The sequence below is a fragment of the Pedobacter psychrophilus genome, assembly GCF_001652725.1.
Classification (GTDB): domain Bacteria; phylum Bacteroidota; class Bacteroidia; order Sphingobacteriales; family Sphingobacteriaceae; genus Pseudopedobacter; species Pseudopedobacter psychrophilus.
In genome coordinates, this window is sequence record NZ_LWHJ01000029.1 from 198,853 (window position 1) to 214,146 (window position 15,294).

General features: G+C 32.1%; 14 protein-coding genes. 11 read left to right on the plus strand and 3 right to left on the minus strand.

The features are described 5' to 3' along the window. Positions 1 to 43 precede the first annotated feature (43 nt). Complete coding sequence (locus A5893_RS13110) at positions 44 to 1,843, plus strand: glycoside hydrolase family 15 protein (protein WP_068823032.1); 1,800 nt, start codon at positions 44 to 46, stop codon at positions 1,841 to 1,843. On the opposite strand, the gene A5893_RS13115 is transcribed toward A5893_RS13110, so the two are convergent. Beyond that, positions 1,820 to 3,991, minus strand: a complete 2,172-nt coding sequence (locus A5893_RS13115) for a bifunctional alpha,alpha-trehalose-phosphate synthase (UDP-forming)/trehalose-phosphatase (protein WP_068823033.1) — start codon at positions 3,989 to 3,991, stop codon at positions 1,820 to 1,822. The two genes, A5893_RS13110 and A5893_RS13115, sit on opposite strands and share 24 nt — an antisense overlap. Positions 3,992 to 4,147: 156 nt before the next feature. Between A5893_RS13115 and A5893_RS13120 the strand changes: the two genes are divergently transcribed. Further along, a complete protein-coding gene (locus A5893_RS13120) occupies positions 4,148 to 5,260 on the plus strand; it encodes a mechanosensitive ion channel family protein (RefSeq protein ID WP_232456861.1) in 1,113 nt (370 codons plus the stop codon). A gap of 70 nt (positions 5,261 to 5,330) precedes the next feature. Beyond that, positions 5,331 to 5,972: an NAD(P)H-dependent oxidoreductase gene (locus A5893_RS13125; protein ID WP_068823034.1), complete on the plus strand. Its 642-nt coding sequence runs from the start codon at positions 5,331 to 5,333 to the stop codon at positions 5,970 to 5,972. 80 nt (positions 5,973 to 6,052) lie between these two features. Here A5893_RS13125 and A5893_RS13130 read toward each other — a convergent pair whose 3' ends face one another. Together A5893_RS13130 and A5893_RS17715 are read right to left on the minus strand one after the other, a co-directional pair. After that, on the minus strand, positions 6,053 to 6,889 hold the full coding sequence (locus tag A5893_RS13130) for a hypothetical protein (RefSeq protein ID WP_068823035.1): 837 nt from the start codon (positions 6,887 to 6,889) through the stop codon (positions 6,053 to 6,055). Between the two features lie 6 nt (positions 6,890 to 6,895). Then, the gene (locus tag A5893_RS17715; protein WP_157687558.1) at positions 6,896 to 7,060 is read right to left on the minus strand and encodes a hypothetical protein; all 165 of its coding nucleotides are present in this window, start codon (positions 7,058 to 7,060) and stop codon (positions 6,896 to 6,898) included. Positions 7,061 to 7,336: 276 nt separating this feature from the next. Between A5893_RS17715 and A5893_RS13135 the strand changes: the two genes are divergently transcribed. From A5893_RS13135 to A5893_RS13170, 8 genes are all read left to right on the plus strand, one after another. Next, the gene (locus A5893_RS13135) at positions 7,337 to 9,799 is read left to right on the plus strand and encodes a TonB-dependent receptor (RefSeq protein WP_068823036.1); all 2,463 of its coding nucleotides are present in this window, start codon (positions 7,337 to 7,339) and stop codon (positions 9,797 to 9,799) included. 211 nt (positions 9,800 to 10,010) lie between these two features. Continuing rightward, a complete protein-coding gene (locus tag A5893_RS13140; protein WP_068823037.1) occupies positions 10,011 to 10,436 on the plus strand; it encodes a Rieske 2Fe-2S domain-containing protein in 426 nt (141 codons plus the stop codon). A 12-nt stretch (positions 10,437 to 10,448) separates the two neighbouring features. Further along, the gene (locus tag A5893_RS13145; protein WP_068823038.1) at positions 10,449 to 10,877 is read left to right on the plus strand and encodes a thioredoxin family protein; all 429 of its coding nucleotides are present in this window, start codon (positions 10,449 to 10,451) and stop codon (positions 10,875 to 10,877) included. Next, positions 10,864 to 11,838 (plus strand): FAD:protein FMN transferase, encoded by a 975-nt coding sequence (locus A5893_RS13150; protein WP_068823039.1) that lies wholly within the window; start codon positions 10,864 to 10,866, stop codon positions 11,836 to 11,838. Before A5893_RS13145 ends, A5893_RS13150 begins: the two co-directional genes overlap by 14 nt. 10 nt (positions 11,839 to 11,848) lie before the next feature. Further along, a complete protein-coding gene (locus A5893_RS13155) occupies positions 11,849 to 12,067 on the plus strand; it encodes a DUF4266 domain-containing protein (RefSeq protein WP_068823147.1) in 219 nt (72 codons plus the stop codon). 181 nt (positions 12,068 to 12,248) lie between these two features. After that, on the plus strand, positions 12,249 to 13,448 hold the full coding sequence (locus A5893_RS13160) for a DUF3570 domain-containing protein (protein ID WP_068823040.1): 1,200 nt from the start codon (positions 12,249 to 12,251) through the stop codon (positions 13,446 to 13,448). A gap of 102 nt (positions 13,449 to 13,550) precedes the next feature. Then, entirely contained in the window at positions 13,551 to 14,033 is a 483-nt protein-coding gene (locus A5893_RS13165; RefSeq protein WP_068823041.1) for a hypothetical protein, read from the plus strand. Between the two features lie 242 nt (positions 14,034 to 14,275). Next, positions 14,276 to 15,118 carry a DUF2911 domain-containing protein gene (locus A5893_RS13170; protein WP_068823042.1) on the plus strand — a complete coding sequence of 281 codons (843 nt, stop codon included), beginning with the start codon at positions 14,276 to 14,278 and terminating at the stop codon, positions 15,116 to 15,118. Positions 15,119 to 15,294 lie beyond the last annotated feature (176 nt).

Sequence of the window (15,294 nt, forward strand, 5' to 3'; positions counted from 1 at the left end):
TAGGTAACGTTTTTGCTTGATAGCAATTTTATAATATATAATTATGTCGAGACACATTTACGAAACAGGAATAATTGGAAACTGCGCTTATATAGCCCATGTACATAAAAACACAAACATTAAATGGATGTGTTGGCCAAGATTTGATAGTTCTTTTGTTTTTGGGGGATTATTAGATGAAAAAAAAGGCGGCGAATTTTCTATAAAACCTAGTGGTGATTTTACATCTGACCAATATTATCTGGAAAACACAAATGTACTTTGTACCGAGATTACAACTGATACCGGTAAATATAAAGTCACCGATTTTGCGCCAAGGTTTGAACAATCTAAAAGATATTTTAGGCCTTTAATGCTGATCAGAAAAATTGAACCTTTAGAAGGAAATCCCCATATCAAAATTAAATGCGAACCGGTTTATGATTACGGTAAAACCGAGTTAAAAGCTATAAGAGGGAGTAACCATATAGAATATTCTGGCAGCAATGATGCCATTAGATTAACCACAAATGCCACTATCGCTTACATTGTAGAAGATCAATATTTTATTTTAAAAGAAACAAAATATGTGATTTTAACTTATGGCCAACCTATGGAAGCTGCTGTTGAAACCACAGCAGAAAGATTTTTGTTAGAAACAGTAGCTTATTGGCGCACTTGGATTAAAAGATCTTCTATCGGAGATTTCTATCAAGAATACGTAATCCGATCTGCTTTGGCTTTAAAAATCCATCAATTTGAAGATACGGGGGCTATAATTGCAGCTAGTACAACTAGTTTGCCTGAATTTCCGGGAAGCGGAAGAAACTGGGATTACCGTTATTGCTGGTTAAGAGACACTTATTATGTGATTAATGCGCTACATCATATTGGGCATTTTGAAGAAACAGAACGCTATTTTGACTTTATAACCGATATTTCCTTTGAGGAAGGGTTGCGTTACCAACCACTTTACAGCATCACCAGGCAAAAAGATTTAGTGGAAGAAATTGCTGATCATTTAGAAGGATACCGAGGAAACGGACCAGTTAGAATTGGCAATCAAGCTTATGAGCATATTCAAAATGATATTTACGGACAAGCATTAATTTCTCTTTTACCGCTTTATACGGATCATCGTTTTGTGTTTACAGAAAGAAAAGATTCTGCAGATTTAGTAAAAAGAGCTTTAGAAAGAATAGAAAACACCATTGATGAAAAAGATGCTGGAATTTGGGAATTTAGAAACAGTGAATATATGCACTGTTACAGTAATTTATTTCAGTGGGCTGGATGTTGTGCCGCTTTAAAAATTGCAACTACCATTAAAGATGAAAAGCTGGAAAAGAAAGCGATAGAATTAAAAGAAAGAGCTGCCAAACATATTGAAGATTGTTATGACGAAGAACGTAAAGTTTATACACATGCAGTTGGCAGTCCGTATTTAGATGCAAGTACATTGCAACTGATTATGATGAATTATTTAGACCCCAACTCGCAAAAAGCAAAAGATCATTTAATTGCATTAGAAAAAGAATTAAAAACAGAAGGAGGTCTTTTTTATAGGTATTTGCATAGCGATGATTTTGGCAAGCCAGAAACTACGTTTTTAATTTGTGCTTTTTGGTACGTAGAAGCATTAGCCTGTGTAGGCAGAATTGATGATGCGATTAGAGAATTTGAAAATTTAATGCCTTATGCCAACCATTTAATGCTTTTTAGTGAAGATGTGGATGAAAAAACTGGCGGAATGTGGGGTAATTTTCCACAAGCTTATAGTCATGTTGGTTTAATGAATGCCGCCTATTGTATTTCTAACCGATTAAATAAACCACTTTATTTAACTACAGAAATGTTGAAGTAAAGCCCTTGCTTCTTCTACACTTCTTAAATAAAATTTTGCTTCAGATATGCTGCTACCCACTTTTATGGTAGTGGCACTATATGGCAAACTGGTAAAGATATCCTCATCAGTATGGTCATCGCCCATGGCCAAAATAAAATCAAAATTTTTGCCGTAAATATATGATGCAGCTGCTTTACCCTTATTTATTTGTGAGTTTTTAATCTCAACAACTTTATTTCCTGGCAATAATTGCAAATCTTTTTCACGGATTAAATACCTCATATTGCTAATCAATTCATTTGCCCTTAAATCACCCAAGCCTTTTTCTACTTTTCGATAATGCCAGGCTAAAGAAAACCGTTTTTCTTCTATAAAGCTACCTGCAGTTCTATCAGAATAAGATTCTAACATTGGCATTACAGCTTGTTTCCATTTGTCAGAAAGGTTTGGTTCTTCTTGCCAATCTTTCCCTTCAAACTTTTTCCAAGCTCCGTGTTCTGCAATAAGATCAACTTTTAAATGCCCAAACCATTCTCCTAAAGTTTCATATTTTCTTCCGCTTATAATTACGATTTGGTTTCGATCATCGCTATTTAAATCATTTATAATTTGATACAATTCTTCATCTGGTTTCGCCTCTAGCGGATTTCCATTAAAATTTACCAATGTTCCATCATAATCTAAAAAGAAGACTCTTTTTTTTGATGCTTTAATGGCTTCTTTAAACTGATGTTTTAAATCCTGGTTCACATATTTTGCCATTCGTGATTTTTCTTCCTCTTTTACCTCTTCTAATTGATTCATAAATATTTTTACCCAATGGTTGATATCGAATTTCATTACTGTTTTTCTCAAGTTTTTCATCCTCGAGATTTTCTCTTCTTCTGGCATTTCTAAAGCCTCAACAATTGCTCTGTACATTTCTCCCAAATTATTAGGATTTACAATTATTGCCTCAATTAATTCTTTGGAAGCTCCCGCCATTTCACTCAAAATCAATACACCGGTCTCATCAGTTTTGCTGGCAATATATTCTTTACTTACTAAATTCATTCCGTCTCGCATTGGTGTAACTAAACAAATATCAGCTCTAGAATATAATGAGGAAAGTATTTCTATCGGAAATGATCGATAAAAATAATGGATTGGATGCCAGGCCGAAGTTCTATACCTGGAATTTATATTACCGACCAATTTATCAATATCATCCCTTAAATCCCTGTATTGAGGAATGGTATCACGAGAAGGCACAACAATCATATGCATTGATATTTTCTCTAGATATTGAGGGTTGTCTGCTAAAACCTTATCAAAAGCCAAAAGCCTTTGTATGATTCCTTTACTATAATCTAAACGATCTATAGAAAGTATAATCTTGGTGTCGCCAATTATTTGATTGTAAATTTCTTTCTCTTCTAAAACTTCTTTAGTGAAAGTTAAGTCGTTAAACTTTTTAGAGTCTATTCCCATCGGGAAAGCATCGATAACAATGTTTCTATCATCTTTATGAATGATATTTGCGGTAGTTTGTACTGGTAAAACCCTGGTTGCCGAACTTGTAAAATGTCGCACATCATCATAAGTATGAAAGCCAATTAAATCTGCACCTAATATTCCATCTAATAATTCTGCTCGCCAGGGGATTAACCTGAAAAGTTCGTAAGATGGGAAAGGAATGTGTTGGAAAAACCCAATTGTGGTATTTGGCAATTCCTCTCTAATCATCTGCGGAAGCAATAATAGTTGATAATCGTGAATCCAAATGATATCGCCTGGTTTTGCAATTTTTAATACAACGTTTTTGAATTTCTCATTAACTAATCTGTAATAATCCCAATATTCTTGTTCGTATTGAGCGTATGTACTCATATAATGAAATATTGGCCATAACGTCTCATTAGAAAAACCTTCATAATAATTCTGGATTTCTTTTGGAGTTAAAAAGACTGGTAAAAGATTTTCCTGTTTAAGTTTATCAATAATTTCTTGTTCATCACTTTTAGGAACGTCTAAACCCGCCCAGCCAATCCAAATATTATCTCCTTCTTTGTATATCGAGCCTAAGCCTGTCGCTAGTCCTCCCTCACTCACTTTTAAGTGATATTCTTCGTTTTCTTTTGCGATTTTGACTGGTAAACGGTTAGAAATAATAATGGTCTTCCTCATAACTTTTAAATAATATGACTGGTTTCACCAAAAATGAAGCAATAATGCTACCATCAATTTATTTAAGCATTAATGTTTTAATAAAAAATATAAGTTATTAGTTTAATAAAGGCAAGAATTTTGATTGTTAATTATATAAATTTTAAAATTGATAGTATGATGATGGTTCTCCAATTGAAAATAGATTCAGATATTTTTTCTTATTTAAGTCACCTTCCTAATTTTGTTTATAACCTCATTATTCTATTAATTTCTGTTGCTTTTGCATTTTTACTTAAAGCAATATTTTATAGCCTAACATCTTATTATAGAAAGCATGAGCATTTCAGTTTTTTAAGATCTATGGTTCTACATTTAAGTAAACCACTTAATTTTTTTCTGCCTTTAGTTTCCATCAATTCCTTCTCTAACCTTATGAAGCTTTCTAAAATTGAAAGTGACATTTTAGATAAAGCTATAGAGATAGGTTTGATCATATCGTTTTCCTACATCTTAATTAATTTGATTAGGGTTATCCAGGATTTTTTTATTTCTACTTATGATTTAAAAAAAGAAAATAACCTTAAGGAACGTAAAATAAGGACTCAACTACAGTTCTTAAAAAAGTTTTTAGTGGCCTTAATTTTAGTTTTAACAGTTGCAGCCATACTTTTTAGCTTTGATGGGATGAGAAAAATTGGTACCGGACTTTTAACAAGTGTTGGTATTGGTGGAATAATTATAGGTTTTGCCGCACAAAAATCTCTGGGAAATTTGCTAGCCGGTTTTCAGATTGCTTTTACGCAACCTATTCGTATAGATGATGTTTTAGTAGTAGAAGGCGAATGGGGAAAAGTAGAAGAAATCACTTTAACTTATGTGGTGATTCAAATTTGGGATCAACGCAGATTAATTTTACCCATTACCTACTTTATAGAGAAACCCTTTCAAAACTGGACAAGAATTTCTGCAGAGATTTTGGGAACTGTTTTTTTATATGTTGATTATACTTTACCCTTGGCAGATTTAAGAAAAGAGTATGATAGATTAATAGATAATCATCCCCTTTGGGATAAAAAAGTAAAAGTGATACAAGTAACGGATAGTAAAGAAACAGTGATGGAAGTGCGGATATTATTGAGTGCAAATAATTCTTCTGACGCTTTTGATTTGCGTTGCGATATTAGAGAAGGGTTAATCACCTTTATCCAAAAAAACTATCCAAACAGTTTACCAAGAACCAGATCAGAGTTTATAGGAAATAAAGAAAATGGCTTTTTAAAATCATAAAACAGTCATATATTTTAGATGTAGAAAAATTATAAGTTTAAACATCTATTTTTGAAGAAAAAACTTAAACATGGAAAATAATAAAGAAATTATAAGTGCGCTAAACTGGAGATATGCAACCAAAGGTTTTGATACCAGCAAAAAATTAAGTGAAGGTCAGTTGAATTTATTGTTAGATGCAGTTCAGCTTGCTCCAAGTTCTTACGGTTTACAGCCTTATCAAATTATTGTAGTAACTAATCAGGAAATAAAAGAAAAATTAAAAGCAGCAGCTTACGGTCAGCCACAATTAACAGATGCATCTCATGTTTTTGTTTTCGCTATCAATAAAAATTACACTACACAACATGTAGATGATTATGCAAATAACATCGCAGCAACAAGAAATATAGAAGTTTCAGACATCCAGGGTTTTGTGGATACCATGAAAGGTACAGTTGAATCTCGTACACAAGAAGAATTAGCGGTTTGGAATGCCAAACAAGCTTACATTGCTTTAGGTATTTTATTAGAAACTGCTGCGTTAGCAGAAATTGATGCTTGCCCAATGGAAGGTTTTAACAATGCACAATTTGATGAGATTTTAGGCTTAGCCGATAAAAACTTGACTTCTGTTGTTATTGCACCAACAGGTTTCAGATCAGCTGATGATGCTTACCAACATTTTGCTAAAGTGAGAAAATCCAAAGAAGATTTGTTTATACATATTTAAGAGGTTTTAATCTTTTTGAAATGAAAAAAGCCATCTCACATAAGATGGCTTTTTTTGTTTTAAATTAGTTGTAAACTTTACTAAAATCCAAAATTTACATTAATCACTTTATTGTTTCCATTATCTAAAGAATTTCTTAAATCATAAGTGTCATTCTGCAAATTGATAATTGCTAATTCTCTATTACTAATTTGCTGAGAACTTAAAGTTGGTCTTTGTGCCGTTAATTGTTGTTGAGAGTTTGTTAACTTACTGATTGCTAAAGCCAATAATTGTTCGCCAAGTGAAAGCGTTTCAGTCGTTTCTACGTATTGATTATAATAGTTATTTCTAGTTTCCCAGTAGGTATCACTATGCGGACTTCTATCCCAATCCTTACATTCTCCTAAATAATCGCCATGGTTTAAATGAGCTTGAACAGCATTTTCAGATACATTAATCATCACTGGATAATCAGAACCATTTGGTTTATGACAAATATTTACCTTTTTGCTGTTTTTAGGATATTTTGCATCATAATAATTTTCACCTGTAAACCATACAATTCCCGGATAGTAATTTTGATTTACCCATTTATCCTTTTTATTGCCTTTTAATTTAGACATTCTGTAAGCAAAACGATCATCGTCCCATTTTCCATCTACCCACCTTTCTTCTTCTTTATATTTTTTGTTTGCCTCTTTTTCCCAGCTTTTATTTGACTTATCAATCTCTTTGCCTAACTTTTTGAAGTCTTTTTCTGGTTTACCTTTATCAAAATTTTTATTATTTCCCTTATCCTCTTTTTGATGATTCTCAGAATGGTTTTTATCCTTAGGACCTTTATTTTTATCCTGTCCTTTACCCTGCTCAAAACTTGATGTAGTAATCATTATTAGTGGAACAATAGCTACAGTTATTAAATATCCTATTCTCATTTCTTTTTAGTTTTTAGTTTCAAATTTATCATCCAAATCTTTCATAGATTTTTTAATTTTCTCTATATCCTCACTTACTTTTTTATCTGTTTGTTTCAGTGAGTCTTGTGTTACTTCCATTTCGGTAACTTCTGGTTCTTTTGGTTCAGAACTGCATGACGTTATTATCATAGCATATAATAAGCAACCTAATAGACTGTAAATAGTGGATTTTTTCATTTATTAAAATTTTTTATGAATAATTAAATATGTTTCTCTAAAAAATTGACATTTAACTTCAATTACAAAAATCTTGCCGCTTATTATAATGTTATCCTCGTGATATAACTATTTATATCCTAACCAAATTATAGTTGTTCAAACATAATATTTAGACAAGTCTAAAAATATATTTATAATATCAATATATTTAATTAGTTTTGTTTAAAAAAATATTTTAGTTGTTTTATGAAAACATATTTATTCTCTGCATTTCTAATATTGTTAGTTAATTCATGTTTAGGTCAAGATTTTTCAATTTCAGGGACAATTAGAGATAAAAGCAATAGTCAGCCCATTAGCTTTGGAAGGGTGGGAATTGTATCAAGTAATATTGGAGTAAAAACAGATTTAAACGGCAGGTTTAGTCTAAAAATCCCTCAAAACAAAACGGATTCATACCTCATTGTTTCATGTGTAGGTTATCAATCGGATACACTTATCATAGTGAAAGGCAAATTAATCTACGCAATTGTTCTTGAACCTACCAATAGCAACTTAAACGAGGTGGTAGTAACTGGCGTTTCTAGGGCTACATTGGCAAGAGAAAACCCAATCCCCATTGTTAGTGTTTCGGCAAAAAAAATAGAGCAAACCATAGAAAGCAATTTGATAGATGCATTAGTGAAAAATGTTCCAGGTTTAAATGCAGTAAAAACCGGCCCAAATATCTCTAAACCTTTTATACGTGGTTTAGGATATAACCGGGTATTAACACTTTATGATGGAATTAGACAAGAAGGACAGCAATGGGGAGATGAACATGGAATTGAGGTTGATCCTTACAATATTGAAAGGGCAGAAGTTGTTAAAGGCCCATCCAGTTTAATTTATGGTTCTGATGCTTTAGCCGGTGTGGTTGGTTTAATCCCTTCTTCTCCTAATCATACTGACGGTTTAGTAAAAGGGAAATTTACCTCAGAATATCAGGGAAATAATTCTTTGATAGGAAACGGACTGGGTTTAACCTATGGAAATGAGCACTGGAGTTATGCTTTGCGAGGCTCTTACCGAATGGCAAAAAATTATCAAAATAATATTGACGGCAGGGTTTATAATAGTGGATATAAAGAAGCAAGTGCTTCTGGAGCTATTAAATACATAAGCAACACGGGTTCAACAGCTTTAAATGCTACTCTATATAATAATTATCAGGGCATCCCCGATGGAAGTAGGGATTCTTTAAGTCGGAAATTTACCTATCAAACAAATGAAGGTATTAATGATGATATTTTAAATAGGCCAATTGTATCTGATGATATTCTAAACTCATATCAACAAAGTTCTTTAAATCAACATATCCAACATTATCGTGTTTACACAAAAGGTAATTACCAAATTGGTGCGATTGGTACAATAGATGCTTTGATTGCTTTTCAACAAAATATTAGAAAAGAATTTACACACCCAATGTTTATAAAACAAGCTGGTTTATTTGTTAGATTAAATACGATTAATTATGGCGTAAACTATAATTTACCAACATTTTCGAATATAAATTTTTCTATAGGATTTAACGGAATGTATCAAAATAATAGGAATAAAGATGCTACAGATTTTCCTATTCCTAATTATAATCTATTTGACGCCGGTATTTATGGTTTTGCAAAATGGAAGCAGAAAAACTGGACGATTGGCGCTGGTGTAAGGTATGATCAAAGAAATATAAATAGCGATGATTTCTTCACACAAAAAAATCCTAAAACTGGTTTTGATAGAGAAGCTGAGAATGGAAGTTCTGCTGGATCATACCTACAATTTCCTTCATTTGATAAAGTTTTTAACGGCATTTCTCTAAGTTTTGGGAGTACTTATGCAATTAATAAATCTGTTAGCCTAAAAGCTAATGTTGCTAGAGGCTACAGAGCACCAAGCATTCCCGAGTTTTCCTCTAACGGACTTGATCCTGGTGCGCATATTATTTATCTTGGAAATAGAGATTTTAATCCAGAATTTTCTTTGCAACAGGATTTTGGTATTGACATTAACACCAAAAACTTTAATACCACTTTTAGTATTTTTAATAATAATATTTCAAATTATATTTTTCTTTCTCAATTAATAGATGTCAATAATAACCCGATAGTAGATGCGCAAGGAAATAAAACATATCAATATCAGCAATCTAAAGCTCAAATTTATGGCTTAGAAGCTTCATTTGATTTACACCCAGAAACATGGAAAGGCTTTAGGATCTCTAACTCGTTGGCATTAACTTATGGTTTTAATAAAAATAAAGCTTTTAATAATTTAGGCCTACAAGGAGAATATCTTCCGTTAATTCCTCCTTTGCATATAATTACAAGTATAAGCCAGGAAATAAACCTAAATTCTGATGTTATAAAATCCTTTAATATAAGGTTAGAGGCAGATATAAATGGGTCACAAAGCCGGTATCTAAAACTAAATAATACAGAAACGTTTACTCCAGGCTATACTTTAATAGATTTTAGTACTAGCGTAAACGTTAGGTATGCCGAGAATAGACACTTATCATTACAGTTATCGATAAATAATTTATTTGATAAGACCTATCAATCTAACCTTAACAGATTAAAATATTTCGAGTATTACGAAGCTTCTCCTAGCGGTAATTTAGGGATATTTAACATGGGGAGAAATCTCTGTTTAAAAGCTATTGTTCCTTTTTGATCATTTTACGATGATTTAAAAAACCAATTTTACTTATAACTTTAAAGAGATTATCAATTTAAATATTTATGTTTTTGTTTGACAATCTGATTATATTTCCATAAAATTCTTCAGGAAATACTCAATATTAAATTGAATATTTAATCGTTAATAAAATCACAATTAGTATAGGGTAAAATCTATGATAATCGGTTTAGTTTAAATAGTTAATATGGACAGGAAAGAATTTTTAACTGCAATAGGTATGGGTGCTGCTTCTGTTGCGGTATTCAACTGTATAGGATGTTCCAAATCCTCAACAGAAGGAGGTCCATCTACACCAGCACCTACAAATGCTGATTTCACATTAGATTTATCATCATCTGCAAATTTAGTTTTAAATACCAATGGAGGTTATATTTATGCTAATGGTATTATTGTTGCCCGAACAACATCAGGCAATTATATCGCCGTTTCTCAAACTTGCCGACACGAAAATACAAATGTGATTTACAGGTCAACTCAAAATCAATTTTATTGTCAAAGGCATGGAGCAACTTATTCAGATACGGGCGTCTCTTCAGGAATTGAAACTAATTTGCCATTAACAAAATACAACACACAATTAATTGGTACAAAACTTCGTATCTATTCTTAAACATTTAAAATTATGAAACTTTTAAGCATCTTCTTTTTATCATTTTTCCTATCAGGTAATACTTGGGTTTTAGATATTAACCAGGCCGAATCTGTAGCAAAAGAAAATCACAAATATATTTTAATCAATTTTTCAGGCTCAGACTGGTGTGGGCCTTGTATCCGTACCCACAAAGAAATTTTTGAAAAGGAAGCTTTTGAGAATTATGCAGATAAAAACCTGGTTTTGGTTAGGGCCGATTTTCCTAGATTAAAGAAAAATCAATTACCTACAGAGCAGTTGAAAAAAAATAACGAATTAGCGGTAAAATATAATCCTGAAGGAGATTTCCCTTTAACAGTTTTAACGGATGAAGATGGAAAAGTGATAAAAGAGTGGAAAGGCTTTCCAAACTGCTCTTCAGAAGATTTTGTTAAACAGGTAACAGATGCCATCCGCTAATTTAACTACTCAACAAGTATTTAAACAATCGATGAAACTGATGGGTAATCAGTTTGAGATTTCTGTTGTGGCAAATAATTTGGCTTTCGCCGATGAAAAAACACAATTGGCCGTTACAGAAATTAAAAGAATTGAACAATTACTCACCACTTTTAAACCAGATAGCCAGACCAATAAAATCAATGAAAATGCAGGGATTGCTCCTGTAAAAGTTGATACAGAAGTTTTTCATTTAATCCAACGCTCCATACGTATATCAGAAATTAGCCAGGGTGCATTTGACATTACTTATGGTTCTTTAGATAAACGCTTTTGGAACTTTGATACTCAAATGGAAAGCCTTCCAGATAAAGAATCTGCAAAAAAATCAGTTTCATTAATCAATTATAAAAATGTGGTTTTAGATTTAAAGGCTCAAACTGTTTTTTTAAAAGAAAAGGGAATGAGAATTGGTTTTGGAGGAATTGGTAAAGGTTATGCAGCAGATAGGGCAAAGAGAATTTTACAAGAAGCAGGTGTGGAAAGCGGCATTGTAAATGCGTCTGGAGACTTAAGTACTTGGGGAACACAACCTTCTGGCAAACCCTGGACAGTTGGAATTGCCGACCCAGAACATAAATCTAACCCATTTTCTTTTATGGATATCAGTAACATGGCTATTGCAACTTCCGGTAATTATGAAAAGTTTGCAGTGATTAACGGAAAGAAATATTCACACACTATTGATCCTCATACAGGTTTTCCGGTTTCAGGGATTAAAAGTGTAAGTATTATTTGTCCGCAAGCAGAACTGGCTGATGCTTTAGCCACACCAGTAATGGTTATGGGTGTAGAAGTTGGTTTAAATTTAATTAATCAATTAAGTAATATTGCATGTATTATAATTGATGATTATAATCAATTACATACCTCAAAAAATATTAATATAAATCCAACAAAAGGCCAATTAAACTATGCCTAAAAATTATAATATGAAAAAGTTAACCCCTTACGCAATTTTGGCATTTTCGCTTTTGGCATTTAGCTCATGCAGTAGTGTAAAATCTTATGATAAGATTAAGTTGAAAGATGCAGAAATGGAATTAGGCGCAAGAAGAGCAGAGAAATTTGAACAAAATTCTCAACTTTATCGCGAGGGTTCTTCCGGAGCAAACGGAGGAAAAAGTGGTGGTGGTTGCGGATGTAATTAATCCAAAAAGATCATCATGTCGACGATATTGGAAATCTCACAAATAGGTTTTCAGTTTAAATAGATACTCTGCTATTGAGATATCTCGCTACCTTGACATGACGGATAGTAGATTAAAACGCCTAAATAATTATCATCATCTTCATTAATTTGAACGCTCAAATCAATTTTTAAATATTCAAATGAAATACATTTCATTAACCATTGTAGCATTATATTTAGGTATAGTTGCAAGTTTTGCCCAAGTAATAAACAAGGATTCTGTTCCTTATGAAAAGCGCAAATTAAAATTTGAACAGGCTGATTTGGTAAACAGTTATTATCATCAGGATGGAAATAACTCTGCCGTTACTGGAGGTTTGGGCACTGAGAAATTAACGGATTTTTCTAATACGTTTGACTTGCGACTATCTCGTTATGGTAAAACCGGTTTAAAGCATACCTATAATTTTGAACTTGGTGTTGATACTTACACATCTGCCTCTTCCGCCAATATAGAAATAAGTGCAACAAGCGGCCCTTCTTACTCTGATATAAGGGTTTATCCATCGTTAAGTTGGGATATAGCAAACGAACAGAAGGGTCGTAGTTTTGGTTTTGATGTTTCTGCCTCTGGCGAATTTGATTATACTTCTTTTGGTGGAGGATTACATTATTCAAAATCATCAAAAAATAAAAATACTGATGTTGATATTAAGCTAAAAGCTTTTTTTGACACGTGGAAAGTGATTTTGCCTTATGAATTGAGGCCTGACAATAACAGTGGCCCCGGCTATCAACAAAACGATAGAGCACCAAGAAATTCTTTTAGTGGCTCATTTAGTTTATCGCAGATTTTTACTAAGAATTTTCAGGCGATGTTAATGATAGAACCTGCATTTCAACAAGGTTTATTAGCTACCCGTTATCAGCGAGTATATTTTACAAGCAATGCAGAACTTGCTGAATTTTTACCAGATAATAGGTTAAAATTACCCATTGGCGCCAGGTTGAATTATTTTTTAGGTGACAATTTAGTTTTCCGTTCTTTCTTTAGATATTATTCTGATAATTGGGGAATAAAATCCGAGACTGCCGAATTGGAAACTTCGATAAAGCTAAATCCTTTCTCATCTATAAGTCCGTTTTATAGGTATTATCAGCAAACCTCTGCAGATTATTTTGCTGCCTATGGTCAACATAAAATAAACGAGGAGTTTTATACAAGCGATTATGACTTATCTAAATTCCACAGTAATTTTTATGGAGCTGGGATAAGGTTTGCACCACCAACTGGTGTTTTGGGAATAAATAAATTAAAGATGATTGAGTTGAGATATGGGCATTACAACCGAAGCAATGGTTTAAATTCTAATATTGTAAGCATGAACCTAAGATTTTGATGTTTAATACTTTTAAGTATTTTAATAAAATGTCTAATCTTAAAAATTTTAATAAATTTATTGATAAACTAAACTTTTTAATTTCTCTCTTGTTATTTAACTATGGCAAAAGCATCGTTATCAATTATCCAAGCTCTTAAAAAAACAGCTGCTAACTTAGAAAAAGGCTCTCAATACCAATGGGGACATATGGGTAGTTGTAATTGTGGTAATTTAGCTCAAGTTATAACCAATAAAGATAAAGCCGAAATCCATAAATCTGCTATGAGAAGACATGGAGATTGGAACGAACAATTAATAGATTATTGTCCAACTAGCGGTTTACCAATAGACCATATTATAGATGAAATGCTCGATTTTGGATTTACCAGAGCTGATTTATCACATCTGGAAAAACTATCAGACCAAAACATTTTAAAAAATTTGCCTTTAGAAAAACGTCATTTAAAACATAACATTAAAAATGATGTGGTTTTATATCTTAGAATCTGGGCTACAAGTTTAGAAAATAGCTTGTTAAAAGATATCTCTATAGAAAACATTAATTTACCTGAAAAAGCTATTTCAGGTTTAGTTACCGTGTAATTTATATTTCTAAATTACAATTAGGGGGTTATTTGAATTAAATTGGATTTTAAATCCATAAATCCTATTACCTATCATTTACTTTTTTCCATTGTAACCATTTTAAAAGCTGTTCATTGTTTTTTTGCTTTTGCAGCATGGTTATTCAAAAAAGAAACTCTATCAATCAATAATGCTTTATAATAATTATATTTAAACTTCACAATCAATCTTCTTTATTCTATAACTCTTTAAAATTAATCATGAAAAAAACACTATCAAGCATAATAACATTTTTAGCAGTTCTAATATGTGTAGGTTCAGCTAAAGCACAATCTTTAATTCCTAATCCTAGCAGCGGACAAACCATTATACAAGATTTCGGTTTAGGAAAAGTAACCTTAAATTACTATAGACCTAATGTAAAAGGGAGAAAAATTTTTGGTGGATTAGAATCTTATGGAGCAGTTTGGCGTACAGGCGCAAATAATGCTACTACTATTATGTTTACCGATGAAGTTGTTATTGCGGGTAATAAAGTGTCAGCAGGTAAATATTCGCTATTTACTATTCCAGAAAAAGAGAGTTGGACAATCATTTTGAATAAAACTGCAGACCAATGGGGAGCATATGATTATAAAAAAGAAGATGACCTTTTGCGTTTCACCTCTAAACCAATTATCACTAAAGAAAAAACGGAAACATTTACCATGCAATTTTCTGATGTTACATCTGGTAGCATGAATTTAAATTTAATGTGGGAAAATGTCGCAATCAGCATTCCAATGACGGTTGATTACGATTCTAAAGTGATGGAAAATATTGATAAAGCAATGATGGGAGAAAAGAAACCATATTTTGCCGCCGCTCAATACTATTATTCTAATGGCAAAGACCTTAATAAAGCATTATCCTGGATTAATGAGGCAGAAAAATCTGATACTAAAGCACCTTGGTTTAAATTATGGAAAGCAAGAATCCAATTAAAAATGGGTGATAAAAAAGCAGCAGCAGAAACTGCTAAAATGGGAATTGAAGCCGCAAAAGAAGCCAAGAACGATGAATACATTAAGTTAAACCAAAATGTATTAAATAGCATTAAATAAAAAAATCAAATTTTAAAGCAAATCCTTGGTCTTAATAGATTGAGGATTTTGTTTTTCATCAAATATCATTTAAATATGATATTTACATTAGACCTATTCATACATATTATGTAATTAAATGATTTACATAATTTTAACCTCGACAAAATTTACTTTTAACAAAAATTACTGTTAAA

Coding starts and splice junctions, on each gene's coding strand:
- A5893_RS13110 (WP_068823032.1), top strand. CDS start 44: ATGTCGAGACACATTTACGAAACAGGAATAATTGGAAACTGCGCTTAT.
- A5893_RS13115 (WP_068823033.1), bottom strand. CDS start 3,991: ATGAGGAAGACCATTATTATTTCTAACCGTTTACCAGTCAAAATCGCA.
- A5893_RS13120 (WP_232456861.1), top strand. CDS start 4,148: ATGATGATGGTTCTCCAATTGAAAATAGATTCAGATATTTTTTCTTAT.
- A5893_RS13125 (WP_068823034.1), top strand. CDS start 5,331: ATGGAAAATAATAAAGAAATTATAAGTGCGCTAAACTGGAGATATGCA.
- A5893_RS13130 (WP_068823035.1), bottom strand. CDS start 6,889: ATGAGAATAGGATATTTAATAACTGTAGCTATTGTTCCACTAATAATG.
- A5893_RS17715 (WP_157687558.1), bottom strand. CDS start 7,060: ATGATAATAACGTCATGCAGTTCTGAACCAAAAGAACCAGAAGTTACC.
- A5893_RS13135 (WP_068823036.1), top strand. CDS start 7,337: ATGAAAACATATTTATTCTCTGCATTTCTAATATTGTTAGTTAATTCA.
- A5893_RS13140 (WP_068823037.1), top strand. CDS start 10,011: ATGGACAGGAAAGAATTTTTAACTGCAATAGGTATGGGTGCTGCTTCT.
- A5893_RS13145 (WP_068823038.1), top strand. CDS start 10,449: ATGAAACTTTTAAGCATCTTCTTTTTATCATTTTTCCTATCAGGTAAT.
- A5893_RS13150 (WP_068823039.1), top strand. CDS start 10,864: ATGCCATCCGCTAATTTAACTACTCAACAAGTATTTAAACAATCGATG.
- A5893_RS13155 (WP_068823147.1), top strand. CDS start 11,849: ATGAAAAAGTTAACCCCTTACGCAATTTTGGCATTTTCGCTTTTGGCA.
- A5893_RS13160 (WP_068823040.1), top strand. CDS start 12,249: ATGAAATACATTTCATTAACCATTGTAGCATTATATTTAGGTATAGTT.
- A5893_RS13165 (WP_068823041.1), top strand. CDS start 13,551: ATGGCAAAAGCATCGTTATCAATTATCCAAGCTCTTAAAAAAACAGCT.
- A5893_RS13170 (WP_068823042.1), top strand. CDS start 14,276: ATGAAAAAAACACTATCAAGCATAATAACATTTTTAGCAGTTCTAATA.